Below are 26264 nucleotides of genomic sequence, written 5' to 3' on the forward strand. Positions count from 1 at the left end.
CATGCTTCTTGACTTCATCATGCTCGCCGCCGGCCTGGTTCTCCTCGTATTTGCCGGCGACTACCTCGTAAAAGGTGCGGCGGGCCTGGCCGAAAGCCTGGGAATCCCTTCGCTGATCATCGGTCTCACGGTCGTCGCCTTCGGGACATCGGCACCGGAACTCGTCGTTTCGCTGCAATCCGCCCTGTCCGGCGCGCCCGATATCGCGGTCGGCAACGTGGTCGGTTCGAACATCGCAAACGTGCTGCTTGTCATGGGTATCCCGGCGATCATCGCAGCCATCCATGCCAAACAGCACGGATTGGCCCGCAATGTTGCGGTCATGCTGGTCTTCACTGTCGCGTTCATGTGGATGATCAGCGACGACAGGCTCGACCGGTTGGAGGCGGCCGGGCTGTTTGCCGGGCTTTTGCTTTTCATTCTCGCGCAAGTGTTGAGAGCCCGCGCCCATGTCGAGGACGAGCAACCCGACGATTATCACGAGGAACTCGGCGAACTGCCCCACGCAACCGGCAGGATCGCGCTCTACCTTGCCGGCGGCCTGATCGGCCTGCCCATCGCCGCACAACTGACAGTCGCCGGCGCGTCCAACCTGGCCGAGACCTTCGGCGTATCGCAGGCAGCCATCGGACTGACGATCGTCGCGATCGGTACATCTCTGCCGGAACTCGCGACCACCATGGCCGCGGCATGGCGCAAGGAAGTCGACGTCGCGCTCGGCAACATCATCGGCTCCAACATCTTCAATATCGGCGCCATCATGGGGATAACGGGCCTGATCATTCCGGTACCCGTTTCGCACATCATGATCGAACGTGACATGTGGATCATGCTTGCCACCTCCGTGGCGCTCGCCGTGATCTGTTTTGGGCGGATTACGACGGGCCGGACACTGGGCGCCATCATGAGCGTGGCCTATCTCACCTATATCGTGATGGTATTCTGAGAGCGGAGATTGCAGGTGCAGGCTAAGGGAACCGCGCTCGTGACGGGCGGAGCGAAACGTATCGGACGCACTATCGTCGAGGATCTCGCGGCGAACGGCTATGCGGTCGCAATCCACGCGAACAGTTCCTTCGCTGAAGCGGAGGCGCTTGCGAATTCGCTGCGCGCCGCCGGGGCTGACGCCTATGCGGTGCAGGCCGATTTGTGCAAGGCGGAGGGGATGACCGCCCTCATCGCGCAGGCGACGGATCTCGCCGGTCCGATCGACCTTCTCGTCAACAACGCCTCCGTCTTCGAACATGATGCGTTGGGCGAATTGAGCGAGGATGTGTGGGACCGGCATTTCGACATCCACGTCAAAGCCCCTGCTTTCCTCGCGCAGGCCTTCGCGGCCGCCCTTCCCTCCGGAACGAACGGGCTCATCGTCAACATGATCGACCAGCGCGTGTGGCGGCTAACACCAAATTTCTTCTCCTACACGCTTTCGAAATCCGCGCTTTGGACCGCGACGCGGACAATGGCGCAGGCCCTGGCCCCGCAGATCCGCGTCAACGGAATCGGGCTGGGACCGACATTGAAGAGCGCGCGGCAAAACGAAGATGATTTCGCCCGGCAGCAGGAGGCGGTGCCCCTTCGGCATGGGGCGGCGCTGACGGAAATCGGCGCGACAATCCGCTATCTCGCGGAAAACGGCTCGATCACCGGGCAGATGATCGCGCTCGATGGCGGCCAGCATCTGGCGTGGGAAACGCCGGACGTTGCGGGAATAGCCGAATAGCCCCATCTGTCAGCATTCGCACGAGAGCTATTGATGATGCGGCCTCCGAGAGCTGATATGCACCGATGAACGCGAAACCGATTCTCGAAGACAAGATCGCCGAGGCGGAGTTCGATGGCGGCGACGATCCCGTCGTCGCGACGCTCGGCAAGGACCTTGCCTGGGACACGGCAGACAATCTTTCCGAAGAACTGCATGGCGCGGAGCTGATCAAGGCCTATGTGAAACGCCTGCCCAACGCACCGGGCGTCTATCGCATGTTCAATGCCGATGGCGACGTGCTCTATGTCGGCAAGGCGGCGAGCCTGAAGAAGCGCGTGACGAACTACGCGCAGGGCCGAGGCCATTCGAACCGCATCACAAAGATGATCACGCTGACGGCGGCGATGGAATTCGTCACGACGCGCACCGAGACCGAAGCGCTGCTGCTTGAAGCCAATTTGATCAAGCGACTGCGTCCGCGCTTCAACGTGCTGATGCGCGACGACAAGTCGTTTCCCTATATCCTGATCACCGGCGACCACGAAGCACCCGGCATCTTCAAGCATCGCGGCGCGCAGACGAAGAAAGGCGACTATTTCGGGCCCTTCGCATCGGCGTCCGCCGTGGGGCGCACGATCAATTCGCTGCAGCGCGCCTTCCTGCTCAGAACCTGCACCGACAGTGTTTACGAGAGCCGCACGCGCCCCTGCCTGCTCTACCAGATCAAGCGCTGTTCCGGCCCATGTACCGGCGAAATCTCCACGGAAGGCTATGGGGAACTGGTCAGGGAGGCCAAGGCGTTCCTCTCCGGGCGCAGCCAGGCCGTGCAGGCGGACATGTCGAAATCGATGCAGGCGGCGGCGGAGGATCTCGATTTCGAGCGCGCGGCCATCTATCGCGACCGGATTTCCGCGCTGACCGCCGTCCAGAGCCATCAGGGCATCAATCCGCAAACGGTCGAGGAAGCCGACGTCTTCGCGATCCAGCAGCAGGGCGGCATGACCTGCATTCAGGTGTTCTTCTTCCGGACCGGCCAGAACTGGGGCAACCGCGCCTATTTCCCCAAGGCCGACACTGCGCTGGAGCCGGAGGATGTGCTCGGCGCCTTCATCTCGCAGTTCTACGACAACAAGCCGGTGCCGCGCCTGATCCTGACCTCCGAAACATTGCCGGAAAGCGATCTGCTGGCCGAAGCGCTGTCATTGAAGGCACCGCGCAAGGTCACCGTGACGCGGCCGCAGCGCGGCGAACGGCGCGATCTCGTCGATCACGCGCTGGCGAATGCCAAGGAGGCGCTCGGCCGGCGGCTTGCCGAGACCTCCTCGCAGGCCAAGCTGATGGCGGGCATGGCCGAAGCGCTGCAGCTTTCGCGCGTGCCTCGCCGTGTCGAGGTCTACGACAACTCCCATATCATGGGAACGAACGCGGTCGGCGCGATGGTGGTCGCCGGTCCGGAGGGATTTGCGAAGAACCAGTATCGCAAGTTCAACATCAAGTCCGAAACGGCGACGCCCGGCGATGATTTCGCGATGATGCGCGAGGTCATGGAGCGGCGTTTCTCGCGGCTGGTCAAGGAAGAAGGCATTCCCGACCGCGAGGCGGTGAATGGAGACGACGAGGCCGATCCGGTTTCCGATGCCCTGCCCGCCTGGCCGGATCTGCTGCTGATCGATGGCGGGCTCGGCCAGATCAATGCCGTGATGACGATCCTGAAGGACCTCGGCGTCGACAAGGCGGTGGACGTCGTCGGTGTCGCCAAGGGCGTCGATCGCGATGCCGGGCGCGAACGGTTCTTCATTCCGGGCAAGGCCGATTTCACGCTGCCGCCCCGCGATCCGGTGCTCTATTTCATCCAGCGGTTACGAGATGAGGCGCACCGCTTTGCCATCGGTTCTCACCGCGCGCGGCGCAAGAAGGAGATGGTGAAGAACCCGCTCGACGAGGTCGGCGGCATCGGACCGGCACGCAAGCGCGCCCTTTTGCATCATTTCGGAACCGCCAAGGGCGTGGCGCGCGCGGCACTCGACGACCTCGAGAAAGTCGACGGGATTTCCGAGGCGATGGCGCGCCAGATTTACGACCATTTCCGCCAATCGCAGTGAAACGGGATGAGATGCCGCACTTGACCGGCGCGGCTTCCGGTGCTTCTCACATTTTATGTCACGCAGCGCCTACAACCTGCCGAATATCCTGACCTACGCGCGTATCCTCGCGGTGCCGCTGATCGTGCTCTGTTTCTTTCTCGAGGGACGGCTGCAATCGAGCGATTTCGCGCGCTGGCTTGCTCTCGGTATCTTCATCGTCGCGAGCCTGACCGATTTCCTCGACGGCTACCTCGCGCGCAAGTGGCAACAGACCTCGAATATCGGGCGGATGCTCGACCCGATCGCCGACAAGCTTGTCGTCTCGGTCGTGCTGCTGCTTCTGGCGGCCGAGGGATCGCTGAAGAACTGGAGCCTGTGGGCGGCAGTCATCATCCTGTGCCGGGAAATCCTGGTCTCGGGTTTGCGCGAGTATCTCGCCTCGCTGGAAGTCAGCGTGCCGGTGACGTGGCTCGCCAAATGGAAGACCGCGATCCAGCTTGTCGCGATCGGCTTCCTGCTTGCCGGCCCTTCAGGCGACAAGATCGTGCCCTATGTCACCGAGACGGGTCACGTGCTGCTGTGGATATCGGCAATCGTGACCCTCTATACCGGGTGGGATTATTTCCGCTCCGGGCTGAAACACGTGATCAATGACGAGGCGGACCGCTGATGACCAAGCTGGTCTATTTCGCCTGGGTGCGCGAACGCATCGGCCTTCCCGAGGAGGATGTGGACTTGCCGGAGACGGTGAAGACCGGCGCGGACCTGCTTGCCTGGATGAAGACGCGTGGCGAGAATTACGAAGCCGCGCTGGCGATGGACAATGCCATTCGCATCGCCGTCGATCAGGAACATGTCGAGCATGGCGAGGCGCTTGGCGCGCCGCGCGAGATCGCACTGTTTCCGCCGATGACCGGGGGCTGAGATGGCGGCAGAGCCCGTCATTCGTGTTCAGCGGGACAATTTCGACGCCGCAGCCGAAAGCGCCCGCCTGACGGAGGACCGCACCGATGTGGGCGCGGTCGTCACCTTCACGGGCCTCTGCCGCGACGAGAACGGCACATTGTCCGCGCTGGAACTGGAGCACTATCCGGGCATGGCCGAGGCGGAAATCGGCCGGATCGCCCGGCAAGCGGCTGAACGCTGGCCGCTGACCGGCCTGACCGTTATTCATCGCTACGGAAAAATCGCGCCCGGCGAGAATATCGTCCTGGTTGCGGCCGCCTCCTCCCACCGTCAGGCTTCCTTCGAAGCGGCCGATTTCCTGATGGATTTCCTGAAAACGCGAGCGCCCTTCTGGAAGAAGGAGCATCGAACCGACAGCAGCGACGGGGGCTGGGTCGAGGCGAAACAGGCAGACGATACCGCCGCCGAACGGTGGTGAGTCGCATCGCCGTTCACCGGCTCGTCGACTTCAACCGCGCAGACGGCGGAACAATCGTACCAGCGATGTCATAGCCGATGGCGAACTGCTATCGGGCCTCGAACCCCGCACAGTCCCGTTAACCGATCCGGCCGTCGCATCCGCATCCTTCGAAAGCAGGAGATGATGCAAACGCGCTGCCGAACCCAGCAGCCTGCCGCGTCGAGCGTATTCGAGCGCAAACCCCGCCTTGCCCGTCAGCGCGATATCTTCGCGGTCATATACACCGTCGTTGAACGCAAATTTCGAGAATTCCTCCCTGTAATTGCTCGTGTGCCACATATGCATGTGGATGGCATCGTTCGGTTCCTTATTATCGGTATGGGCATCCAAAACGCCTCTTCGAATCTCCAGATCGGGGACCATCTCGTTGAGCACAATTTCAGAGGAATAAAGGGCGAGGACGCCGATCCACCAATCCGGCCAACTTGTGTCTTGCCAGTCAGCTTCGCTCAGCAGGATCGGGATCGTTTTGAGGACTTCACTTGCCGATTTCACGACCAGGCTCGACTCTCCGTACCAGGTCGGTCCGATATTGGAGTGACGGCCGAAGTTCTCGTATCCCTGCCTCTGCGCGAACTCACTCAATCTTTGATGCGTGACATCCGTCTTGTATCCGCCGCCGCCGGTCAGGAATTTGGCCGGACGGGTACCTGTCAGCGCAGGCAGCAGCAACGTATCCACATCGCAGGCCAGGATATAATCGTAAGCGGTATCTTCCTCTGACACCGACAGGAAATGATTGGCGTAGGGATATCCGTTGAATCCGTGCTTCTTCAACATCGGATGCTTGAACGTCTGCTTGATCGACTCGGCGAAACGATAAGGGATACGCGGATCGATCAGGCCTTCCGCTCCAGACGGGATGGTGACCCGAAAATCGAAATCCGGATGCTGCAGATCGAGGAAAGACTGGTAAAGCGCGTGAAGCTGCCAGTTCAGCGAATGATTGGCCGGTTCGCAATAACATGCGACAAGAATCTTGCCATGTCCGGGCGTGCTCGCATCTTTCGCGAACCCGCTTTCTCCGGAACGCGCCCTCAGCGCCCCGAACTCCGCCAGCTTCTCCAGCGCGTTGATGACATCGATTGAAACCGCGGCACCGTCCTGCGGATAGAACGAGGCGATCTCCTGCGAGATTTCAATCGCGTCCCGACTGCCGTCGCACATCCGCCAGATCACCGACGCAATCTCGTCCATCGCTATCGGTTGTTTCGAAAGTGCACTGACCAATCGATGACCGCCATCAGCGGTTTGCTCAAAATACCCATCCGTCTGAACAAGTTTGGGTATTTCAGTCATACAGCCACCTCACCTTCGCTTTTTCGTTCGACCGGTAGCATGGGCATTCTTCGCTAACACTCTGTTTTGCGCGGTGTCGTGGACACTCACTGGCTCGATTAACGTCGTCCAAGTTAAAAGTTTCGACACCAGACATTACCCGGGATTCCCCCTATGTTTTCCGAGGAGAATGGGTAGGACATCATCAGCGCGGCCGTCTGTGAAAAAGGTGTACAACGCCATGACGCAGTGGCTTCACTTCGCGCGCATAGGTCCGGATCGTTCCAATGCCCGGCTTGTTTTAGGGTCTAGAACCGAAACTGCGACCAGGCCTATCCCCAATTCCCCACGCAACAAGACTATCCAAAACTCGACTCTCAAATTACGCTACGTAATGTGGGGTATAATATGAGAACACTATATGACGCCAGGGCCCACGACGAACGCTAAAGGCGACAGCGACCTCGATTGCGAAATGGACTTGCTATGGCAGATTCAGGCATTGGTTTAACGCGCCCTGAAAACAGGCTGGACGGAAAACGAAGTCGCCAATGCGCTTCTAAGCCTCGCGCTGCAGTCCAAAGAGGGTCTGCTCGATGAAGCGATCATCGAGTCACCGCCTTCCAAGACGCTCCAATAGCGATGAGAATGTTGGAGATTTCGCAGGCATTTGAAACGCCCGGTTAACCTCTCGGCAACTAATCTCGGAACGGTGTCGCGTAACCCGAGGTGTTGTCCATGTTCGAACCCATCGTTTCCTTCGTGACAGGCTTGGTTCGCAGGAACGGGCTTGTGTTCGGCTTCGGCGGCGCCCTGTTCGCGACCTACAGCGCGGTCGACATATCCTTTACGTCCAGACCCGAGAACGCCTCGATTATCATAGGGCTTGGCCTGTTCGCGTTTCTCGCCACAATCTGGGGCATTCTGGGATACGCCATTGGGGCCGCTCTACGCTGGATATCCGCACATCTGCACAATCGGCATCACGTGCATCACTGACCCGCTGCGCTTCTGGCGACAGTTCGGATAAAAATCCGGAACCCGACGCGCCGCATAATCTCGACCCAATCCCGGTTATGCAGCCCGTTTCCGGGAGTTTTCGCTTTGAGGAAAACTGGTGGAGCCGAGGGGAATCGAACCCCTGACCTCGTCATTGCGAACGACGCGCTCTCCCATCTGAGCTACGGCCCCAACAGCGCAAATCACTGATGCACACGGACGCATTTGTCCAGAGGGGCGGCAAAATTTTCTGTCAGGCCAGGGCGAAAGCGCCGGTCGTCACGGCTATGAAATGGCAGGAGGACGCGGCAAGCACGAAGGCGTGCCAGATGGCGTTCTGGTATTTCAGCCCTTCCCAGACATGGAAGATGACGCCGATCGAGTAGAGCACCCCTCCCGCCAATATCAGCAGGGAGACCGCGATGGGCAGCGTGGCGAAGATCGGCCAGGCAAGTGTCAGGCTGGCCCATCCCAGTACGAGGAAAATACCGACGGAAACGCCTTCGAGCCTGTGTCCGAAGGCAACCTTTCCGACCGCGCCCAACAGGGCCGCGATCCAGACGAAAGCCAGAACGGCATAGGAAAACGCGGTCCCGATCATCAAAACCAGCGGTGTGTAGGTGCCCGCGATCTTAAGAAAGATCGCCGCCTGATCGAGTTTGCGCAGAACCGCCCTCGAGCCGGCATGGCTGATCATGTGATAGGCCGCGGACACGCTGAAAAGCGTCACGACCGTCAGGCCATAAATGGCGAGCGCGGTCGAATAGGACATTTCGAGCGTCGGCACGGCGATGACGAGAAGAATGGCGACCGCGATCACGCTCGCCGTAATGCCGACGACATGAATGACGCCATCGGCAATGCGCTCGGCACGCGTGTAATCGGGGTAGGTCATGGTCCCTCCGCGGCTGGTTCGAGCAAACCCTATATCAGGAATTGCAGCAACACAGTGTCAAAGCAGTATGAAGGCGTTTTGTCGCATCGCACAATGGGGTATCGGCTTTCGGGACGACTATACCGGAGCCATTGCCATGACAGACCCCGCCAACCTTCCCCTCGAAGCGTTTCCCTCGCAGACCGTCCAGACGCTGCGTTACGCCGACATGGACAGCGCCGGCCATGTCAACAACGCGGTCTATGCGACGCTGTCGGAAGCCGGCCGCACGCCGGTGCTTTATGATCCGGCACGTGGCATGCCGCCGGAAGGGTGTCACTTTTCGATCGTGAAGCTCACCATCAATTTCATGGCCGAGATGACATGGCCCGGCGACGCGACGATCGGGACGGGCATCACGCGGATCGGCGGATCGTCCGTGAGCATCCGACAGGCGATCTTCAAGGACGGGCGATGCTGCGCCACGGCCGAAAACGTAGTCGTGCTGACAGACTCCACGACGCGGAAATCCTCCCCGCTGCCGAAGCACGCCCGGGAGTGGTTCGAGACATTGCTGATCTCCGAACAGGCATGAAAAAACCGGGCTCAGGGGCCCGGTCTCTTCAAAACGAATGCAGCTTGGCTCAGCCGACGACGTCGCAGCCTGCGAACCAGAAGGCGATTTCCTCGGCTGCGGTTTCCGGAGCGTCGGAACCGTGCACGGAGTTCTCGCCAATGGAGTTGGCGAAGCGCTTGCGGATCGTGCCCTCTGCCGCGTCGGCCGGGTTGGTCGCGCCCATGACTTCGCGGTTCTTCGCGATAGCGTTCTCGCCTTCAAGCACCTGAACGACCGTCGGGCCCGACGACATGAACTCCGTCAGTTCGCCGAAGAAGGGGCGCTCTTTGTGAACGGCGTAGAACGCCTCGGCCTGACGCTGGCTCATCCAGACGCGGCGGGATGCGACGACGCGCAGGCCGGCCTCCTCCAGCATCTGGGTGATCGCGCCGGTCAGGTTGCGCGCGGTGGCGTCCGGCTTGATCATGGAAAAGGTGCGCTCGATGGCCATGTAAACAGTCCTCTTGGTCGTGATTGGGGGAGAATTGGAATTCGCGCGGTCTATAGCGGTCCGCGCCAGCCTTGCCAAGGGGCCCGCCACACCACGCGTCAGGCGGATTGGGGCGCCCCGGCGAGAGGGTTTTCAGCGCGGCTTCTCACACAGGCCGCTTCGCTCGCGACCGCCCTTCCCGCCTGAGCGAAGGATAAGCGATCCGTTCTTTGTTAACCGTTCGTTTTCCATGTTTCGCGGATGCGCGGAACGACTTTCCTTCCGCCGCATTTTCCCGGCTCTGGCGAAACGATTGCCCGCAACGAAGCAAGGAAAGGAGGTAAAGCATGCGAAATGCAGACGAGTTTCTCGAAATGCTGGCGCGCGCTTGCTCCTTTACTGTTTCCAGGCAGGCCCACACCGTCGATCCGGAAGTGATTAGAACTTTCGACCGCAACCGCGATTGCGACTCGACGAACCCGTTTTCCGCCGTGACCGAATTTTCCGACAGTGAAGACCGCATTTCGGGTGAATGAATCGCCTTAGGACGGGAAATGACTTCCCAAACAGGCCGCTGAAAAGCGGCCTGTTTCTTTTTCATCTTCCTCGATCCGCTATTCGATAGTCGTATCGGAAAGATGCCGCTTCAAATTGAAACACATTCGTGCGGCACTAAACCAATATCTTTACTGTTTCTTTTCCAAATTCCCTATCCAAGAAATACTTTCCGAACCATTCGTTTTGCTGCCCATTTCCAGTTCATGTCCGGCATGAAGCTGAAGGACATTTTGGATCAAGGAGAATTTCCATGCATACCCTGAACCGGAATATTTATGCTCTTCTGATCGGAGCCAGCGTGTTTGCCTTCGCCTCCCCCTCCCATGCCCAGGTCGATGTCTCGGTCGGCGACGGCGGCGGCGTCAGCGCCAATGTCGGCGGGTCTGGAGGCGTCGATGCCGATGTGAGCGCTGATGTCGGCGGCGGCAGCGGGATCGACGCCGATGCGACAGCTTCGATCGGTGGCGATGACGGCGTCGATGCGGACGCCAGTGCGACACTTGGAGGCGACGAAGGCGTTGCTGCGGACGTGAATGCGAATATCGGCGGCGGAGACGGCGTGAATGCCGAAGTCGGCGTCAATGCCGGCGGCGACGGAGCCGATGCCGACATCTCGATCGGTCTCGGCGACCTGCTGGGTGGCGGCAATGGCGACGGTTCGGGAAGCGGCTCCGACGACATCGAAACGATTGTCGCATCGATGTCGGGCGACGACATCGCCCGTTACAAGAAGCCGTGCGAAAGCGTCGTCAACGCCAACAAGTATCCGTCCGAACTGCGGGAACTCTGCCGTTTGATCCTGCTCAAGTAAAAGGATCGATCAAATTCGGGCGGCCGGCATGGCCGCCCGTTTTCATACGTGCCACAGGCCGCCTCTCGGCGAAAATCGCGCAGCTGGTCGAACAGCGGATGCATCGCCTTTCATCTTGTCCGGCCTCGTTTCCTCTGGCATCCAATGGATGCGGCAGACTAGGGGAATGCGCGATGGACGGATTACGGCATTATGCGATGTTCGCGGCCTATAATCGCTGGGCGAATGCCCGCCTCTACGACGCTGCGGAACTGTTGTCGGAAGACGAATGGTCCCGCGACGTGCATGCGTTTTTCGGTTCGATGCAAGGGACGCTCAATCACATCCTGGTCGCCGACCGGATCTGGATGAACCGATTTACCGGAACGGGCGAAACGCACAGGGTGTTGAGCGATGTTCCGCATCCCGACTTCGCCGAACTCAGGTTTGAGCGCGGAAAGATGGACGACCGCATTGTCGATTGGGTGGAGACACTGACCGAGGAAGCGCTGGCGGGGCTATTCTCATACACTCCGGTCACCAACCCGAAGGAAGTGACACAGCCGCTGGCGCCGCCGCTTGCCCATTTCTTCAATCACCAGACCCATCATCGCGGCCATGCGCATATGATCCTGTCGGTCCTCGGCCACGAACCACCGTCGCTGGACTTGATTTATTTCCTGCGCACCGATGAAGGGCGGCCCTTCGCCTGAGGGCGAAGACAGAGCAGCCAGCGTTCCGACGTCCGAATCTTCGCGGTCATGAAACATGCCGGCATCGTCATCATGCGCGCTGCGCTGCGAATACCCCAATCAGACGGCCCGCCTCGCGAATGTGGTGAACCAACCCAACGAACACGGGTCGAGAGTTTTCTGCCTTGGGGCCCCGGGCAGGATCGGGCGCTTCCGGATGTCGAAGACGGCCTGACCATCGGTACGGAACACACAGGGTTTTCCGTTCCCGCGGACGGCTTGCGCTTCGCACCCGTTTCAGCCACAAGCCCGCCATGCTGCAAATCTCCGATCTCACCTTCCGCATGATGGGCCGCCCGCTGTTCGAAGGCGCCACCGCCGTTGTTCCCGAGGGAATGAAGGTCGGTCTCGTCGGCCGCAACGGCACCGGCAAAACGACCCTGTTCAAGATGATGACGGGCGAGCTTTCTCCAGAAAGCGGCTCGATTGAATTGCCGAAAGGCCTGCGCATCGGCCAGGTGGCGCAGGAAGCGCCTGGAACGGAAGAGACGCTGCTCGAAGTGGTTCTGGCCGCCGATCGCGAACGAACCGCGCTTCTGGCCGAGGCGGAGACCGCGACGGATCCGGATCGTATCGCCGCGATCCATGTGCGCCTGAGCGATATCGACGCGCACTCGGCGGAGGCGCGCGCCGGTGCGATCCTGCACGGTCTGGGCTTCGACGCCGAAGCGCAATCCATGCCCTGCTCGTCATTTTCCGGCGGCTGGCGGATGCGCGTCGCGCTTGCCGCGGTTCTGTTTTCGCAACCCGACCTGCTGATGCTCGACGAGCCGACCAACTATCTCGACCTCGAGGGCACGTTGTGGCTGGAAAACTACGTCCAGCGCTATCCGCACACGGTCATCATCATCAGCCACGACCGCGATCTGCTGAACTCGACCACCAATGCGATCCTACATCTGGAGCATCGCAAGCTTACATTCTATCGGGGCAATTACGATCAGTTCGCCCGCGCCCGGGCCGAGCGACTGATGCAGCAGACCAAGATGGCGGAAAAGCAGGCCGCCAAGCGCAAGCACATGGAAGCGTTCGTCGAACGTTTTCGCGCCAAGGCCTCGAAGGCGCGCCAAGCACAGAGCCGCCTGAAGGCGCTGGAAAAAATGGCGCAGGTCGATATCGCCATCGACAGCGACGTACAGCCGATCCGCCTCCCCTCGCCCGAACGCCAGCCGGCGTCGCCCATCATCGCCATGGAAGGCGTGAGCGCGGGCTATGTCGAGGGCAATCCGATATTGCAGCAGCTGAATTTGCGCATCGATGCGGACGACCGCATCGCGCTTCTCGGCGCCAACGGCAACGGCAAGTCGACCTTCGCCAAGCTCGTGGCGAAGCGCCTCCCCGAGATGGGCGGCAAGGTGACTCGCGCCGACAAGCTGCGCATCGCGATGTTCGCGCAGCACCAGCTGGACGACCTCGTTCCCGAACATACGCCCTATGACCATGTGCGGGCGCTGATGGCCGACCAGCCCGAAGCCAAGGTCAGGGCCCGTGTCGCGCAGATGGGCCTTGGCGGCGACCGCATGAACACCAAGGCAAGGGACCTTTCCGGCGGAGAGCGCGCACGGCTTCTGATCGGCCTCGTCACCTTCGACGCGCCGCACCTGCTGATCCTCGACGAACCGACCAACCATCTGGACATCGACAGCCGGTCGGCGCTGGCGGAAGCGCTCAACGACTACAAGGGCGCGGTTATCCTGATCAGCCACGACCGGCACCTGATCGAGGCCTGCGTCGAGCGCCTGTGGCTGGTCCATGACGGGGCCGTCGAACCCTATGACGACGATCTGGAAGCCTATCGCAAGCTTATCCTGAAGGGCCCGGTCAAATCCGGCGGGACCGAAAACGGCGACGATCCGGCCACGCCATCGCTGTCCGGCAAGGAACGGCGCAAGCAGGCCGCGGCGCGGCGCAAGGAATACGCGCCGCTCAAGAAGAAGATCGCCGACTTCGAGAGCCGGATCGAGAAGGCGCAGAAAGAAATCCTCGCCATCGAGGCCGAGATGACAAAACCGGACGTCGCCAATGACGGCGACAAGGTGATCGAGCTCTCGAAGAAGCGATCCTATCTGGAAAGCAGGATCGCCGAATGGGAGGAGAACTGGATCGCCTGTACAGCCGAGTACGAGGAAGCGATGGCGGACGCCTGATCAGTCCGCCATGCTTCGCGCCAGCCGCGCGGCAAGGTCATTCAGATAGGGCCCGAGCCAGGGACCGTGGAAATTCAAGATGCGCGTTTCGTATTTCGCAGCGCCGAAAAAGTCGTCGTCACTGATCACGTATCCCAGATAGTCGCCATTGAAACTTGTCGGGATCACGGTCAGGCCCGTATCGCTCAAGCCGTCTGCAAGCCGGCCGGCGAGTTCTCCGGAGTAATCGCCGGGAAAGCCGATCAGCATCGCGGGTCCGATACGCAAGGCATGCAGATGCGAGTGGTCGGGAGCGACCCAGCGCGTCGATAGCGGACTGAGCCGCAATGCTTTGGTTACGGGAACGCGGACAGGCGGCAGTTCGACCGGCAGATAGGCATTGGCGAGCGTCGCCGTCTGATCATACCCGGCTTCCTGGATCGGAGCGGTCAGCATATCGGCAAGGCGCTCGCCGACCTTGACCGCCATCTCTTCACGCGTCTCTGCGGCAGGGCGAAGCGCTGACGCGTCCCCCACGGAGCCGGCCGCGAACATGACATTGGTCGCGCCGGTCTCCGCCCTTACCCGGTCGACCAGGGCGCCCGGGTAATCGGCATTGATCGCATGGCTGTGGTGGCCGGCGACCGTGGCATGCGCGCCGAAACTGGCGAGCGCCACAATGGGCGGTCCATCCGGACGATCGAGCGGACGAAACAGGAGCGCGGATAGTTGATCGAAAGTGGCGCGCTTCCTGTCGATTCGGTTCCATTGGGTTCCAGTCGCCTCGACAGTGACGAGCGCGGTCTCCACCGGAACCAGTTCCGCACGCGATTGCGACACGGCGTCCGCGAGTTGCTGCGAAAGGCGTTTCGCATAGTCGGCGTCATAATTGCCGATGATGAGTTTTTCGAGCGGATGATCGGCCCATTGGCCTGGTCCGCCATGCGTGTGGGTGGCCGTAAAGAAGATTTCACCGGGTTCAAGACCGGCGTCGGCCAAGACCGCGCCTGCCAGTTCGTCATTCACGAGCAGAAGGTCGACCGCAAGGACGGTGACCTCAACGTCGCCGACAGCGAGGGTCAGAGCCCGGGCATAACAGCGCGAAAAGACCGAATCCGAAGCGAACGGTCTCCTGCCTGTAAAGCCAGCGAGTTGGTGTCCGACGGGAGGTGTAATCTCGACTTCGGCAAACCCCGCGCGAAGTCGGCCTGTCGCGGAAGCGGGCACATCGAGCCGGCGAACGGTGTCCGAGAAATAACCGGCCTGTGCATAGGGGGTGTTGTCCGCCGGCCATGGACCGACAAAGATCAAAATGACCGGCAGAATGGAGAGCGGAAGCAGAAATCTGCGGCGCCGGTACCAAGGCTTCTTCAAGTTACGGCCCCTCTACTGCGGGTGCGAGGGTCTCTTGTATCGGGGCGTTCAGGCGAAAAGCAACATTGCGGGGCCGCCATGCGCGGGAGGTCACTCCTGATCGCCGCCCCTGCCCCATTTCATGGCGGGCTTGCTCTTTTCAGGTTCCGGTTCCGCCTGTCGATAACCGATGGAGGATGTCTTCGATGCTGGCGCAGCCGGCTGTGAACGCCTGCGCCGGCGGCGTCCCCCGAGCAGAAGCATGACGCCACCGATGACGATCATCGTGAAGCCGATAGGACGGAGATCGTATGGGAAACCGCCCATATTGCCCTGAAGGATCAAGTCAGCCGACAGAACAGGCAGATTGTCGAAATCGCCCGGCTTGAGCGTGAACGTGTAATCGCCCGGCAGGATATCATCGATCGTCACGACCTCGGCCAGCAGGTTTCCGTTGTCCAGGTGCAATGCGGATTTCGACGAAAACAGGATGGGAGTGGAATGGAAGAGCCCGCGCCGGTCCTCGATGTCGAGGATCATCCTCGATTCCCGATAAGCATTATAAGCATCGGCGGGGATCACGACCTCCACCGACACGGCAATGGGACCGTCATCGTTCGCGATATAGACGGAGGCCGGACTGGATCCATCCGTGGATGAAAAGATCGTGTAGCGTCCGATCTCGAAACCGCCCGGGCGAATGTCGAAAAACTGTCCGCCGAACGCCGCCACCGAACCGGCGAGCAGGATGATCAGCCCGAGAAACCGCATGAACACCTCCGCCTAGACGCGCTTGCGCCACTCGCTGAATGCATTCGGGATCTTGCGTCCGTGCCGCGACAGGTGGAACAGGTCCTCGTGAACCAATTCAAATCCCAGGCCTTCAAACAGGCGCAATTGCTGCTCCTCCAGCGGCCAGGGCGGACCATCGACATGTGCACCGTCGGGCCTGTATCGGGCATAGATCAGGAGCGTTCCGCCCGGCCGGACGAGCCCGGCGACCGCAGCGGCAGTCCGATCCAGCATGGACGGGTGCAACGACTGCAGCGTGTAGCACTCATTGACCAGATCGAACGCTCCCTTCCACTCAGGAGGCAGTTCGAACAGGTCCGCTGTGCGATATTCCACGGGCGAATCCGGGAAGCGCTTCCGCGCCCAGCGAATGGCCTGTTCGGACAGATCGAACCCGGTCGTCACATAGCCGGCTTCGGCTAGCGCTTCGGCGTTGTCGCCCAGCCCGCACGCGACATCGACGGCGGTCGCGACGCCGTCGCCCTTGTGGCGCAGAAGCCATTCGTGAAGCTTCGCCTTGGCAGCCAGGTCGGCCCACGGCACCATGCCGGGATCGCCCTCCGCGCGACGATAGACTTCCTTGAAGAATTCGTGGCGTTCGGACTGCGTGTGCGCGCTGTCGCGATCGAGTGAATCGACCGCTTCCCTGTTCGCCGCCTGGCGTGCCCGGAGGTCCCGGTTTTCGTCCCCGTTCATGCCTTCTTCTCCCAGCCTCCGCCGGCGTTCTGCTGATAGTAGGACAGAGTGTGGCCGGCCGCTTTCAGCTCTTTCCAGTTTCCGCGTGCCGCGTCGAGCGCCTGTTCGTCGAGGCCGTCGAACATCAGGACAACCCGCTCATAGGCTGTCACATCGTCCGGCGGCGATGCGCCATCGACGAGGAAGCGGATATGCGACCCGTTCACATTGTCCGGCGTGACGGTGAGAAAGACCGGTTGGTCGGCCGGCCTCTCGTCGCCGTCGCGGCCATGCGGCAGGAATGTTTCGGGGCGATAGGACCACAAATGCAAATCCAGCGCATCGCGTTTTTCAGCCGCCGATGTCTGGATCGAGGCTCTCCACCCCCTGCCGACCGACTTCTCGACGAGCGTCGGCAACGCCTCTTCGAGGGGCGATTCGGTCAGGTGGTAGAAGAAGATCTCGGCCATCCGGCGCGGTCAGCCCTCGTAGTGGTCGGCGACCAGTCGATCCAGCAGCCGCACGCCGTATCCGGAGCCCCAGGACTGGTTCGTGTCGCTCGCCGGCGACGCCATGGCCGTACCGGCAATGTCGAGATGGCTCCACGGCACGTCGCCGACAAAACGCTTCAGGAACTGCGCCGCCGTAATCGATCCGGCGTGGCGGCTGCCGACATTCTTCATGTCGGCAAACCTGGAGTCGATCATCTTGTCGTATTCGGGGCCCATCGGCATGCGCCAGACGCGATCGCCAGTCACCTCGCCCGCTTCGAACAACTGATCCGCGAGTTCGTCGTCATTGGCGAACATGCCGGCGCGGTTCTGCCCCAGCGCGATCAGGATTGCGCCTGTGAGGGTCGCGAGGTTGATCATGAATTTCGGCTTGTAGGTTTCCTTGCAGTACCAAAGCGCGTCGCACAGGACGAGCCTGCCCTCGGCGTCGGTGTTGATGACTTCGATCGTCTGGCCCGACATGGAGGTGACGATGTCGCCCGGACGCTGGGCATTGCCGTCCGGCATGTTTTCGACCAGCCCGATGATACCGATGACGTTGGCCTTCGCCTTGCGCGCCGCCAGTGCATGCATCAGCCCCGTAACGGCGGCGGCTCCGCCCATATCGCCCTTCATGTCCTCCATACCGCCGGCAGGCTTGATGGAGATGCCGCCGGTATCGAACACCACGCCCTTGCCGATAAAGGCGACGGGCTTGTCCTTGGCCTTGCCGCCTTTCCAGTGCATCACGGCGAGCCGTGGCGGACGGACCGAGCCCTGCGCGACGCCGAGCAGCGCGCCCATGCCGAGCTTCTTCATTTCCTTTTCGGTCAGAATCTCCACCTCGACACCAAGCGCGGACAGCGCCTCGGCACGAGCGGCAAACTCCACCGGGCCGAGAATGTTGGCCGGCTCGTTGACCAGATCCCGCGCGAGCATGATGCCACGCGCGATCCCCTCGGCGGTCTGCCACGCCTTCTTGCAGGCGGACGATTTGTCGCTCATCAGCGTGACCTTTTGCGCGGAAGGCTTTTCGTCCTTTTCGTCGCCGTCCTTTTTCACGGTCTTGTACTTGTCGAAATCATAGGCGCGCAGCAGCATGCCCTGGGCGAAATCCGCCGCGGCTTCCGGCGAGATATCGACGCCGTCGCATTCGAGCAGAACGGAAACGTTCTTTTCCGACGCCGTCTTCGCGCGCACGGTGCCGCCAAGCGCCGTCCAGTCGGACGGCTTGATTGCATCGGCATCGCCGATACCGACGATCAGGATCCTGTCGACCGGAGAACCGGCGGGCGCGACGATATCGACAACCGATTTCGCCTTGCCGTCGAATTTCGAAATATCGATCGCCTTGGCGATGACGCCGGAAGGATCGACCTCCTCCGCCATTGCCGGCGGTTTTCCGCCCTTGGCAACCAGAAACACGGCGGCGCCCTTTTTCGGCGCGGTTGATTTTGCGAAGGTGAAAGTCGGATGAACGGTCATGGAAATCCTGCAGGGTTGCGGCAATGTCGAAGACGCTCACGAAAAGCTTACAAGCGCGCGTGCGTCCACTCTTGATTTTGGTGTTCGCTGTGGCGATAGCAAGGGCACGCGCCTGCGGCAACGTTCTATTAACCAAGTCCCTTCGCAAAAAATTCAGCACGCGGGGCTTTATTGTTAATGAAGCATTGCGGAAGGCCGGACCTTTTTATCGACTTCACCGAGGCTCATGACGACGCGCAGTGAAGTGGCCAGCGCAGCCAAGACCCGAGGACATGCGTCTTGAATATCCTGCAGCGCTATATCTTTCGCCGGGTTGTTGTCCTCAGCATCGCCTCCTTCGTCGCGGTGTTGATCGTCGTGTGGGTAACGCAGATCCTTTCGCGGATCGACTTCGCGATCGTTACGGGCGCTTCGCTCGCCGCCTTCTTCAGGGCTGTCGTACTGATGACACCGGCGCTGGTCGGGATGATCCTGCCGATTTCGATCGTCATCGGCATGGTGCAGGTGCTCAACACGATGAATGCGGATTCGGAGATGCCGGTCATTTCGTCTGCCGGCATGTCGCGGATGATGGTCGCCAAACCCATTCTCGTGACGTCGGCCATCGCGAGCATTCTGGTTCTGCTGTCCAGCCATTTCGTCGAGCCGCAATCGCTGCGCGGGCTCCGCAACGCGCTGGTCTCGATGCGCACCGATCTCGTCTCGAACTTCCTGCGGGAAGGCACATTCACGAAGCTCGACGAGAACCTGACGATCTATATCGACAGGAACCTGCCCGGGAACGTCCTGTCCGGCATCATGGTGTCGGACACCAGGGATCCGGCGACCGAACTCATCTACTATGCACAGACCGGTGTCGTGACGGAGATCGACGGGAACGATGTGGTTGTCATGACCAACGGCCAAATTCACCGTGAGAACGTGAAGGACGGTTCCGTGTCCGTTATCCGTTTCAATTCCTATGCGATATCGCTGTCACAATTCGGCTCGACCGCGACCACAGCGTCGTACTATCCGCCGATGGAGCATGACACAATCGAACTGCTCAATCCGGATCCGGAGAGCTATTACGCAAAGAAAACGCCGGACTGGCTGCGCACGGAATTTCACAGGCGCATGACAGACTGGCTCCATCCGATCCTGTACGGCCTCATCGCGCTCGTTGTTGCCGGACAGACGCGGTCACATCGCCAGAACAGCTTCAACACCTTCTTCCTCGCTGTCGGCGCAACCCTTCTTTACAAGGGTGCGGCCTACGCCGCCTACGGGGTCGCGCGTCACGACAGCGGACTGGCGTGGACACTCTATGCGATACCGCTTGGCGGGATCGTATTGTCGGCAGGGATGTATCTGAACGGCATAACCGTTGCCGCGCCCGACTGGATCGGCCGGGTGGCGACAGAGCTTTTCGAGGCAGTCCGGCGGTTCCGGATCCGTCACGCACGGGCAAGGACGACGTGACGAAATGGGGGGCACGCTTCGTTCATATTTCTTCTTCAAGGCGCTGAACATGATCCTGCTGTTCATGCTTGGCGTGATCGCGCTCGCCTTCCTGATCGATTTCACCGAATTCTCGAACCGCACGGGCAATCTGCCGCAATACAGCGTCGCGACGGCTCTCATGCTTTCGGTTTTCCGGATGCCTTACATCGTGCAGGTCGCCCTGCCCTTCATCGTGCTCTTCGCGACGACCGCGATGCTCATGCTCATGAACCGGAAATACGAGCTCGTCGTCGCCCGGTCGGTCGGCGTCTCGGCGTGGCAGTTCCTGTTTCCGGTGATGGCGGCGGCGCTGGTGATCGGGATTTTCACGATCACCGTCATCAATCCGGCCGGCACGCATGGGTTTTCCTACGCCAATGCGGTCGAGGGCGAGTGGCGCGCGAGACCGTCGAAAGGCCTGCTCAACCAGGAGAGGCCCTGGCTGAGGCAGGCACAGGACGATGGCGGCAGCATGCTGATCGGAGCGACCCGCGCCACACCGGAGGGCGCGACACTCTACGAGGCCGTCTTCCTGGATATCGATGCAGACCACATCATGCGCCGGCGCATCGACGCGGCTACAGCGAGACTGGAAGACGGACGATGGGTCCTCGACGATGTCACGATCAGCAGGGCCGGCCGGTCGGAGAAGCAGGAGCGGATGGAAATCCCCACGGCGCTCAATATCGCCGTCATCAAGGAAGCACTGGTTCCTCCCGAAATGATCTCGATCTATGAACTGGGCGGGCAAATCGAGGCCGCAAACTCCTTTGGCGTATCGGCCTACCCCTTCCGGATGCAGTTCCATTCGCTCATCGCGATGCCTGCGCTGCTGGTGACGATGTCGCTGGTCGCAGCCACCGTATCGCTTCGGTTCGTGCGATCCGGCCAGTCCTCGACCATGATTCTGACTGGCATGGGTGCCGGCTTCGTGCTTTATGTTTTAACAGCGGTCACGAAATCTTTCGGGAGTTCGGGACAAATTCCCCCGGTCCTGGCCGCATGGCTGCCGGTAGCGGTTGCGACTCTCTTCGGCGTCGCGTATTTGCTTCATCGGGAGGACGGGTAGTGAACGGAGCGGCGGGACAGGTGTTGTCCAAACACTTGAAATTATTGATGCTCGGGATTGCCGCGACCGCTGTTCTGGGCAGCGGTTCCGTAACGACTCCCGTTCATGCGCAGACCGTTCAATCCGTCGCCGGCCTGACTGGCGTCGAGGACGATTCACCGCTGCTTCTGCAGGCCGACGAACTGGTCTATGACCGCGACCGCCAGACCGTTGCCGCAGTCGGCGGTGTTCAGGTCGATTACGGCGGCACCCGGATGGTCGCGGACCGTCTGGTCTATAACCAGATGACTCGCCGCCTGGTCGCCATCGGCAATGTCGAGATCCTCCAGCCCGATGGAACGCGCGCCACGGCAGACGAATTCGACGTGACAGACGATTTCCGCGAAGGATTCGTCAACGCGTTGCGCATCGTCACGCCCGACGAGACCCGTTTCGCCGCTGAAAGCGCGGTGCGGGAACGCGGCGAAGTCACGACGTTCAACAACGGCATCTACACGGCTTGCGCACCCTGCGAAGAACACCCGGAAAAGCCGCCGATCTGGCAGATCAAGGCGCAACGCATCATCTGGAACGGGACGGAAAAGACCGTCCGTTTCGAGAATGCGTCCTTCGAGTTTCTCGGCGTGCCACTCGCGTCGCTGCCGGTCTTCACGACCGCCGACCCGACGGTGAAGCGGAAAACAGGCTTTCTTGCTCCAAGTTTCCGCTATTCGGATGAAACAGGTTTCGGCGCGTCGATCCCCTATTTCATTGCTCTCGCCCCGAATGCCGACCTTCGGCTGACAGGTACAGGCATGACGCGCCAAGGGTTCCTCGGCGAGGCGGAATTCCGTCACCGGCTGACCAACGGCATGTACTCGTTGCAGATCGCTGGCATCCATCAGATGGCGCCGGGCGCATTCAGTACGCCGCAGGACTCATCGAATACCAATCGCGGCATGATTGGCACCAAAGGCCGGTTCGAGGTCAATCCGCGCTGGACCTTCGGGTGGGACGTGCTCGCCCAGACCGACAAGAACTTCTCGCGCACCTACGAGATCAAGGGCTTCACGGACAGGGTACAGCGCAACGACATCTACCTGACCGGGCTGAACGACAGGAACTTTTTCGACCTGCATGCGATGAGCTTCGATGTGCAGGAGAGCGACGCAGACGGCTCGGGGCGCGACGCTTTGCAGCCGTGGGTGTTGCCGACCTTCGACTACAACACGATCAGCGACTATCCGCTGGCCGGCGGCGAGTTGTCGTTCAACGTCAATGCGCGGGGGATCTGGCGCGACGACGAAGATCAGACCGCCAGCGCAACGCACGGCCTGGATGGCCAAAACACTCGGATTACCGCCGACACGGAGTGGCGACGCACGGTGGTTGCGCCGGGCGGGCTTGCGATCACGCCGATACTGGCGGCGCGGGGCGACTTTCTGACGCTTGATACGGATACGACAGGCCCCTACTCCGCCACGGGGGCGTCGCTGACGGGCAACGGTTCCGATTCTCGCTGGATGGCGACAGCCGGCGTGGAAGTGCGGTGGCCGGTTCTCTTCACCACCGCCCAGTCGAGCCATGTGATCGAGCCGATCGGACAGATTTTCGTGCGGCCCGACGAGACGGACGCCGGCATGTTCGCCAACGAGGACGCACAGAGCTTCGTCTTCGACACGACCAACCTGTTCGAGCGCGACAAATTCTCCGGCTACGACCGCGTCGAGGGCGGGACACGCGCCAATCTCGGCGTCAGATATACTGGCGCCGTGGGCGACGACATCGCGCTGTACGGAATGTTCGGTCAGTCCTATCACCTCGCCGGCATGAATTCCTTCGCAGCGCCGGATATGGTGAATGCCGGCGCCGACTCCGGTCTTGAAACCGATGTGTCCGATTTTGTCGGCATGGCGGGTGCATCCTATCAGGACACGTTCTCCACCGCTGTTCGCGGGCGTTTCGATGAAAAGACGTTCGATGTGCGCCGGGCGGAAGCGGAACTGGCCTACACGTCTCACGCGCTCGTGGCGTCTGCGGGCTACGCCTATATCGACGCGCAGCCGACATACGGATTCGCGACCGAACGCCAGGAGGTCAACGGCAGCGCCACATTGCGTTTCGAGGAGTTCTGGCGGGTCTCCGGCAACGCGACCTACGACATCACCAATCGGCGGCTAGCGCGAACCGGAATTGGCCTCGCCTATGACGATGAGTGCTTCGCCATCGGCCTGCACTGGCTGCAGACCCGCGACAACACGAACGTGAAAACGAACACGTTCGGCTTCAGGATCGCATTGCGCACGCTTGGCGATTTCGGGACCGACATCAACGATTCCAGCAACTACTAGAGTTTCGTGCCGTCATGCTTTCGCCCAAGATATGAGGCATCGCGACGATCAGAAGCCCGCATAACGGGGCGGCAACGACAAACAGAATGGCGGATTGGACATGACTGGCTGGACCAAAGCACTTCGCAAACCGAGAACCATGGCTGCCGTGCTCGCGCTGACGATGGCCATTCCCGCGACATCGCTCGTTTCGGTTCCCGCGGCCCAAGCCTCGGATATCAAGGTCGTTGTCAACGATCAGGCCGTAACGTCCTACGACATCGCGCGCCGCAAGGCATTCCTGCAGTTGCAGCGGCGCAAGGGCAACCTCACCCAGATGGCGACCGACGAGCTTATCGAGGAAGCGCTAAAGCGCAGTGCCGTCCAACGCGCCGGGTATCGCATTCCCGAGAACCGTGTGAACGAGGCCTTTGCGAATTTCGCGCGCGGCAACAAAATGTCGACGAAGCAGATGACGCAGATCCTGAATCAATCGGGGGTCACGGCGAAGCACTTCAAGGAGTTCATCAAGCTTCAGATCGGATGGGGACAACTCGTTCAGGCGCAGTCCGGCCGACGCGCCGGGCTGATGAACGAGCAGGAAGTCGTCGCCAAGATGCTGGAGCGCGGCGGTCCCAAACCGACTTCGACGGAGTACACGCTCCAAAAGGTCATCTTCGTGGTTCCGAAATCGCAGCGCGGAAGGCTGGCCCAGCGCCGTTCCGAGGCGAACTCCATGCGCGGCCGTATCGGCGACTGCTCGAACACGATCGCCGTGGCAAGCCAGTTGCGCGACGTGACCGTTCAGGATCTCGGCCGGGTGCTTGAACTGCAATTGCCGGATGGCTGGAAAGACGAGGTCAGCGGTTTGCAGGCGGGTCAGACCACCCGTACCAAGGATTCCGAGAACGGCGTCGAATTCCTGGTCGTGTGCCGTGCGCGGCAGGTCTCGGACGACCGTGTCGCACAGTTGCAGTTCTCCACCGAGGAGCTCAAGAACGGCGGCAACTCCGGCGAAGACCTGCTGAAACTGCTGCGCGAAAACGCCCGTATCCAGCGCCGCTGACAGATCAAGGCCAGGGGATGCAATGAACACGGTTTCACCGCTGCCGCTGGCCGTTTCGATCGGAGATCCCGGCGGCATCGGTCCCGATGTCATCCTCGCGGCCTGGAGAATGCGCCGCGAAGCGGAGCTTCCGCCCTTCTACGTCCTTGCCGATCCCTTTCAGCTTGCTGCGCGCGCGCATGAATTGGGGTTCGATCTCCCGATCATCGAGTGCGCGCCGAGCGACACAGCCGTGCATTTCGACACCGCGCTGCCCATTGTCGCCCTTCAGAACCGGTTTTCCGCCGTATCAGGCGCGCCGGACGCCGCCAATGCGCCGGGTATCATCGAAGCCATAGATAGGGCCGTCGCCGATGCAATGGAAGGCCGGGCGGCCGGAATCGTGACCGCACCGATCTCCAAGAAGCCGCTTTATGATGCGGGTTTTCGCCATCCCGGACACACCGAATATCTGGCGGCGCTGGCGAAGCAGCATACCGGCAGGGACGCGCTGCCGGTGATGATGCTTGCCGGACCGAAGCTGCGCGCGGTGCCGGTGACGATCCATATCCCGCTCCAGCGTGTGTTCGACGACCTGACCACCGAGCTGATCGTCGAGACCTGCCGCATCGTGCATCACGACCTCGCCGCGCGGTTCGGCATCGCCTCGCCCCGGCTCGCTGTCGCCGGCCTCAATCCGCATGCCGGCGAAGGCGGCGCGCTCGGCTCGGAGGACAACGACATAGTCCTTCCGGCGATCGAGCAACTTGTCGCTTCGGGCATCGATGCACGCGGCCCCCTGCCCGCCGACACGATGTTCCACGACCGCGCGCGTGCGACCTACGATGCGGCGATTTGCATGTATCACGACCAGGCGCTGATCCCGGCCAAGACGCTGGGTTTCGACGACAGCGTCAATGCCACGCTGGGGCTTCCCTTCATACGCACCTCGCCCGACCACGGAACGGCGTTCGACATCGCCGGCACGGGCAAGGCACTGCCCGACAGTTTCATCGCGGCCCTGCGCATGGCCGCCGAAATGGCCGAACACAGCCGGAGGGCGGAAGCGGCTTGACCGACGCGGCGGAACAGAAAACGGCGATCGACGGGTTGCCGCCGCTTCGCGCGGTAATCGAGAAGCACGATCTCGCGACGAAGAAATCGCTCGGTCAGAATTTCCTGCTCGACCTCAATCTTACCGGGCGTATCGCGCGGGCGGCAGGCGACCTTGCCGATCACACGGTCATCGAAGTCGGCCCCGGCCCCGGCGGACTCACGCGGGCTCTGCTGATGCATGGCGCGGCGGAGGTGGTCGTTATCGAACGCGACGCCCGTTGCCTGCCCGCGCTGGAAGAAATCTCAGCGCATTACCCCGGCAGGCTCGAAATCGTGGAAGGCGATGCGCTCAAGGCGGATTTCGCAACGCTCGCCGGCGAAAAGCCCGCCAAGATCGTCGCCAACCTGCCCTACAATGTCGGCACGCAACTGCTCGTGAACTGGCTGGAAACCGAGCCCTGGCCGCCGTTCTTCGACTCGCTGACGCTGATGTTCCAGCGCGAGGTCGCGGAACGCATCGTCGCGGCGCCCGGCAGCGGTTCATATGGACGTCTCGGCGTGCTCGCCGGGTGGCGAACGGAGGCGCGCATCCAGTTCGACGTGCCGCCGCAGGCCTTCTGGCCACCGCCCAAGGTCACGTCCTCGGTCGTGCATCTGGTTCCGCGCCAGGCCCTCATCGCTACGGATGCGCGTCGCCTGTCGCTGACGACGCAACATGCCTTCGGCCAAAGGCGCAAGATGCTGCGCCAGAGCCTGAAAGCGATCGGCGGTCAGGCGCTGCTGGACGCCGCCGGCATAGATGGGGCGCGGCGCGCAGAAACGCTGTCTATCGAGGAGTTCTGCCGTCTGGCGAACGCTTCGACCTGAGG

At 61.3% G+C, this 26264-nt stretch carries 27 protein-coding genes and 1 tRNA gene; 19 read left to right on the forward strand and 9 right to left on the reverse strand.

The window, feature by feature from the left end:
• Position 1 precedes the first annotated feature (1 nt).
• The 6 genes from LC343_RS09480 (at position 2) to LC343_RS09505 (ending at position 5173) form a co-directional block, all read left to right on the forward strand.
• Entirely contained in the window at positions 2 to 946 is a 945-nt protein-coding gene (locus LC343_RS09480; protein WP_223476883.1) for a calcium/sodium antiporter, read from the forward strand.
• 15 nt (positions 947 to 961) lie between these two features.
• Positions 962 to 1723 carry an SDR family oxidoreductase gene (locus tag LC343_RS09485; RefSeq protein ID WP_223476884.1) on the forward strand — a complete coding sequence of 254 codons (762 nt, stop codon included), beginning with the start codon at positions 962 to 964 and terminating at the stop codon, positions 1721 to 1723.
• Positions 1724 to 1788: 65 nt separating this feature from the next.
• Positions 1789 to 3807, forward strand: a complete 2019-nt coding sequence (uvrC, locus tag LC343_RS09490; RefSeq protein ID WP_338018578.1) for an excinuclease ABC subunit UvrC — start codon at positions 1789 to 1791, stop codon at positions 3805 to 3807.
• A 55-nt stretch (positions 3808 to 3862) separates the two neighbouring features.
• Complete coding sequence (gene pgsA, locus LC343_RS09495; protein ID WP_223476885.1) at positions 3863 to 4459, forward strand: CDP-diacylglycerol--glycerol-3-phosphate 3-phosphatidyltransferase; 597 nt, start codon at positions 3863 to 3865, stop codon at positions 4457 to 4459.
• A complete protein-coding gene (gene moaD / locus LC343_RS09500) occupies positions 4456 to 4713 on the forward strand; it encodes a molybdopterin converting factor subunit 1 (RefSeq protein WP_223477268.1) in 258 nt (85 codons plus the stop codon). Before pgsA ends, moaD begins: the two co-directional genes overlap by 4 nt.
• 1 nt (position 4714) lies before the next feature.
• Positions 4715 to 5173 (forward strand): molybdenum cofactor biosynthesis protein MoaE, encoded by a 459-nt coding sequence (locus LC343_RS09505; RefSeq protein ID WP_223476886.1) that lies wholly within the window; start codon positions 4715 to 4717, stop codon positions 5171 to 5173.
• 30 nt (positions 5174 to 5203) lie between these two features.
• On the opposite strand, the gene LC343_RS09510 is transcribed toward LC343_RS09505, so the two are convergent.
• Positions 5204 to 6514 (reverse strand): PqqD family protein, encoded by a 1311-nt coding sequence (locus tag LC343_RS09510; protein ID WP_223476887.1) that lies wholly within the window; start codon positions 6512 to 6514, stop codon positions 5204 to 5206.
• Between the two features lie 717 nt (positions 6515 to 7231).
• Here LC343_RS09510 and LC343_RS09515 point away from each other — a divergent pair.
• Entirely contained in the window at positions 7232 to 7492 is a 261-nt protein-coding gene (locus tag LC343_RS09515; protein ID WP_223476888.1) for a hypothetical protein, read from the forward strand.
• 116 nt (positions 7493 to 7608) lie between these two features.
• Here LC343_RS09515 and LC343_RS09520 read toward each other — a convergent pair.
• Positions 7609 to 7684 (reverse strand) — tRNA-Ala (locus tag LC343_RS09520).
• A gap of 61 nt (positions 7685 to 7745) precedes the next feature.
• Positions 7746 to 8387 carry a PAQR family membrane homeostasis protein TrhA gene (gene trhA / locus LC343_RS09525; RefSeq protein WP_223476889.1) on the reverse strand — a complete coding sequence of 214 codons (642 nt, stop codon included), beginning with the start codon at positions 8385 to 8387 and terminating at the stop codon, positions 7746 to 7748.
• Positions 8388 to 8523: 136 nt separating this feature from the next.
• Between trhA and LC343_RS09530 the strand changes: the two genes are divergently transcribed.
• Positions 8524 to 8961, forward strand: a complete 438-nt coding sequence (locus LC343_RS09530; RefSeq protein WP_223476890.1) for an acyl-CoA thioesterase — start codon at positions 8524 to 8526, stop codon at positions 8959 to 8961.
• Positions 8962 to 9010: 49 nt separating this feature from the next.
• On the opposite strand, the gene ndk is transcribed toward LC343_RS09530, so the two are convergent.
• A complete protein-coding gene (ndk, locus tag LC343_RS09535; protein WP_223476891.1) occupies positions 9011 to 9433 on the reverse strand; it encodes a nucleoside-diphosphate kinase in 423 nt (140 codons plus the stop codon).
• Between the two features lie 326 nt (positions 9434 to 9759).
• On the opposite strand from ndk, the gene LC343_RS09540 reads away from it, so the two are divergent.
• The 4 genes from LC343_RS09540 (at position 9760) to LC343_RS09555 (ending at position 13659) form a co-directional block, all read left to right on the forward strand.
• Positions 9760 to 9948 (forward strand): hypothetical protein, encoded by a 189-nt coding sequence (locus LC343_RS09540; RefSeq protein WP_223476892.1) that lies wholly within the window; start codon positions 9760 to 9762, stop codon positions 9946 to 9948.
• Between the two features lie 272 nt (positions 9949 to 10220).
• A complete protein-coding gene (locus LC343_RS09545) occupies positions 10221 to 10781 on the forward strand; it encodes a hypothetical protein (protein WP_223476893.1) in 561 nt (186 codons plus the stop codon).
• Positions 10782 to 10954: 173 nt separating this feature from the next.
• Positions 10955 to 11473 (forward strand): DinB family protein, encoded by a 519-nt coding sequence (locus LC343_RS09550; protein ID WP_223476894.1) that lies wholly within the window; start codon positions 10955 to 10957, stop codon positions 11471 to 11473.
• Between the two features lie 293 nt (positions 11474 to 11766).
• A complete protein-coding gene (locus LC343_RS09555) occupies positions 11767 to 13659 on the forward strand; it encodes an ABC-F family ATP-binding cassette domain-containing protein (protein ID WP_223476895.1) in 1893 nt (630 codons plus the stop codon).
• On the opposite strand, the gene LC343_RS09560 is transcribed toward LC343_RS09555, so the two are convergent.
• From LC343_RS09560 to LC343_RS09580, 5 genes are all read right to left on the reverse strand, one after another.
• On the reverse strand, positions 13660 to 15012 hold the full coding sequence (locus tag LC343_RS09560; RefSeq protein WP_223476896.1) for a hypothetical protein: 1353 nt from the start codon (positions 15010 to 15012) through the stop codon (positions 13660 to 13662). It lies immediately after the preceding gene.
• Between the two features lie 90 nt (positions 15013 to 15102).
• Positions 15103 to 15762 (reverse strand): hypothetical protein, encoded by a 660-nt coding sequence (locus LC343_RS09565; protein WP_223476897.1) that lies wholly within the window; start codon positions 15760 to 15762, stop codon positions 15103 to 15105.
• A gap of 12 nt (positions 15763 to 15774) precedes the next feature.
• Complete coding sequence (locus LC343_RS09570; protein ID WP_223476898.1) at positions 15775 to 16479, reverse strand: class I SAM-dependent methyltransferase; 705 nt, start codon at positions 16477 to 16479, stop codon at positions 15775 to 15777.
• Complete coding sequence (locus LC343_RS09575; protein ID WP_223476899.1) at positions 16476 to 16928, reverse strand: DNA polymerase III subunit chi; 453 nt, start codon at positions 16926 to 16928, stop codon at positions 16476 to 16478. The genes LC343_RS09570 and LC343_RS09575 overlap by 4 nt, the downstream gene beginning before the upstream one ends.
• Positions 16929 to 16937: 9 nt before the next feature.
• Positions 16938 to 18434: a leucyl aminopeptidase gene (locus tag LC343_RS09580; protein ID WP_223476900.1), complete on the reverse strand. Its 1497-nt coding sequence runs from the start codon at positions 18432 to 18434 to the stop codon at positions 16938 to 16940.
• Here LC343_RS09580 and LC343_RS09585 point away from each other — a divergent pair.
• From LC343_RS09585 to rsmA, 7 genes are all read left to right on the forward strand, one after another.
• Positions 18433 to 18612 (forward strand): hypothetical protein, encoded by a 180-nt coding sequence (locus tag LC343_RS09585; protein ID WP_223476901.1) that lies wholly within the window; start codon positions 18433 to 18435, stop codon positions 18610 to 18612. The genes LC343_RS09580 and LC343_RS09585 overlap by 2 nt on opposite strands.
• A gap of 101 nt (positions 18613 to 18713) precedes the next feature.
• Positions 18714 to 19895: an LptF/LptG family permease gene (locus LC343_RS09590; protein ID WP_223476902.1), complete on the forward strand. Its 1182-nt coding sequence runs from the start codon at positions 18714 to 18716 to the stop codon at positions 19893 to 19895.
• Positions 19896 to 19899: 4 nt separating this feature from the next.
• On the forward strand, positions 19900 to 20985 hold the full coding sequence (gene lptG / locus LC343_RS09595) for an LPS export ABC transporter permease LptG (RefSeq protein WP_223476903.1): 1086 nt from the start codon (positions 19900 to 19902) through the stop codon (positions 20983 to 20985).
• Between the two features lie 47 nt (positions 20986 to 21032).
• Positions 21033 to 23315, forward strand: coding sequence for an LPS-assembly protein LptD (locus LC343_RS09600; protein ID WP_223476904.1), 2283 nt, complete (start codon positions 21033 to 21035; stop codon positions 23313 to 23315).
• A gap of 100 nt (positions 23316 to 23415) precedes the next feature.
• The gene (locus LC343_RS09605; protein ID WP_223476905.1) at positions 23416 to 24360 is read left to right on the forward strand and encodes a SurA N-terminal domain-containing protein; all 945 of its coding nucleotides are present in this window, start codon (positions 23416 to 23418) and stop codon (positions 24358 to 24360) included.
• 22 nt (positions 24361 to 24382) lie between these two features.
• A complete protein-coding gene (gene pdxA, locus LC343_RS09610) occupies positions 24383 to 25414 on the forward strand; it encodes a 4-hydroxythreonine-4-phosphate dehydrogenase PdxA (protein ID WP_223476906.1) in 1032 nt (343 codons plus the stop codon).
• Entirely contained in the window at positions 25411 to 26262 is an 852-nt protein-coding gene (rsmA, locus tag LC343_RS09615; RefSeq protein ID WP_223476907.1) for a 16S rRNA (adenine(1518)-N(6)/adenine(1519)-N(6))-dimethyltransferase RsmA, read from the forward strand. The genes pdxA and rsmA overlap by 4 nt, the downstream gene beginning before the upstream one ends.
• Positions 26263 to 26264 lie beyond the last annotated feature (2 nt).

It is taken from the genome of Oricola indica, assembly GCF_019966595.1.
In the GTDB taxonomy this organism is placed as follows: Bacteria; Pseudomonadota; Alphaproteobacteria; order Rhizobiales; family Rhizobiaceae; genus Oricola; species Oricola indica.

Bases quoted from the DNA above. Each gene is read 5' to 3' on its own strand.
- LC343_RS09480 (WP_223476883.1), top strand. From the start codon at position 2: ATGCTTCTTGACTTCATCATGCTCGCCGCCGGCCTGGTTCTCCTCGTA.
- uvrC (WP_338018578.1), top strand. From the start codon at position 1,789: ATGAACGCGAAACCGATTCTCGAAGACAAGATCGCCGAGGCGGAGTTC.
- pgsA (WP_223476885.1), top strand. From the start codon at position 3,863: ATGTCACGCAGCGCCTACAACCTGCCGAATATCCTGACCTACGCGCGT.
- LC343_RS09505 (WP_223476886.1), top strand. From the start codon at position 4,715: ATGGCGGCAGAGCCCGTCATTCGTGTTCAGCGGGACAATTTCGACGCC.
- LC343_RS09510 (WP_223476887.1), bottom strand. From the start codon at position 6,514: ATGACTGAAATACCCAAACTTGTTCAGACGGATGGGTATTTTGAGCAA.
- LC343_RS09515 (WP_223476888.1), top strand. From the start codon at position 7,232: ATGTTCGAACCCATCGTTTCCTTCGTGACAGGCTTGGTTCGCAGGAAC.
- trhA (WP_223476889.1), bottom strand. From the start codon at position 8,387: ATGACCTACCCCGATTACACGCGTGCCGAGCGCATTGCCGATGGCGTC.
- LC343_RS09530 (WP_223476890.1), top strand. From the start codon at position 8,524: ATGACAGACCCCGCCAACCTTCCCCTCGAAGCGTTTCCCTCGCAGACC.
- ndk (WP_223476891.1), bottom strand. From the start codon at position 9,433: ATGGCCATCGAGCGCACCTTTTCCATGATCAAGCCGGACGCCACCGCG.
- LC343_RS09540 (WP_223476892.1), top strand. From the start codon at position 9,760: ATGCGAAATGCAGACGAGTTTCTCGAAATGCTGGCGCGCGCTTGCTCC.
- LC343_RS09545 (WP_223476893.1), top strand. From the start codon at position 10,221: ATGCATACCCTGAACCGGAATATTTATGCTCTTCTGATCGGAGCCAGC.
- LC343_RS09550 (WP_223476894.1), top strand. From the start codon at position 10,955: ATGGACGGATTACGGCATTATGCGATGTTCGCGGCCTATAATCGCTGG.
- LC343_RS09555 (WP_223476895.1), top strand. From the start codon at position 11,767: ATGCTGCAAATCTCCGATCTCACCTTCCGCATGATGGGCCGCCCGCTG.
- LC343_RS09565 (WP_223476897.1), bottom strand. From the start codon at position 15,762: ATGCGGTTTCTCGGGCTGATCATCCTGCTCGCCGGTTCGGTGGCGGCG.
- LC343_RS09570 (WP_223476898.1), bottom strand. From the start codon at position 16,479: ATGAACGGGGACGAAAACCGGGACCTCCGGGCACGCCAGGCGGCGAAC.
- LC343_RS09575 (WP_223476899.1), bottom strand. From the start codon at position 16,928: ATGGCCGAGATCTTCTTCTACCACCTGACCGAATCGCCCCTCGAAGAG.
- LC343_RS09585 (WP_223476901.1), top strand. From the start codon at position 18,433: ATGGAAATCCTGCAGGGTTGCGGCAATGTCGAAGACGCTCACGAAAAG.
- LC343_RS09580 (WP_223476900.1), bottom strand. From the start codon at position 18,434: ATGACCGTTCATCCGACTTTCACCTTCGCAAAATCAACCGCGCCGAAA.
- lptG (WP_223476903.1), top strand. From the start codon at position 19,900: ATGGGGGGCACGCTTCGTTCATATTTCTTCTTCAAGGCGCTGAACATG.
- LC343_RS09600 (WP_223476904.1), top strand. From the start codon at position 21,033: ATGCTCGGGATTGCCGCGACCGCTGTTCTGGGCAGCGGTTCCGTAACG.
- LC343_RS09605 (WP_223476905.1), top strand. From the start codon at position 23,416: ATGACTGGCTGGACCAAAGCACTTCGCAAACCGAGAACCATGGCTGCC.
- pdxA (WP_223476906.1), top strand. From the start codon at position 24,383: ATGAACACGGTTTCACCGCTGCCGCTGGCCGTTTCGATCGGAGATCCC.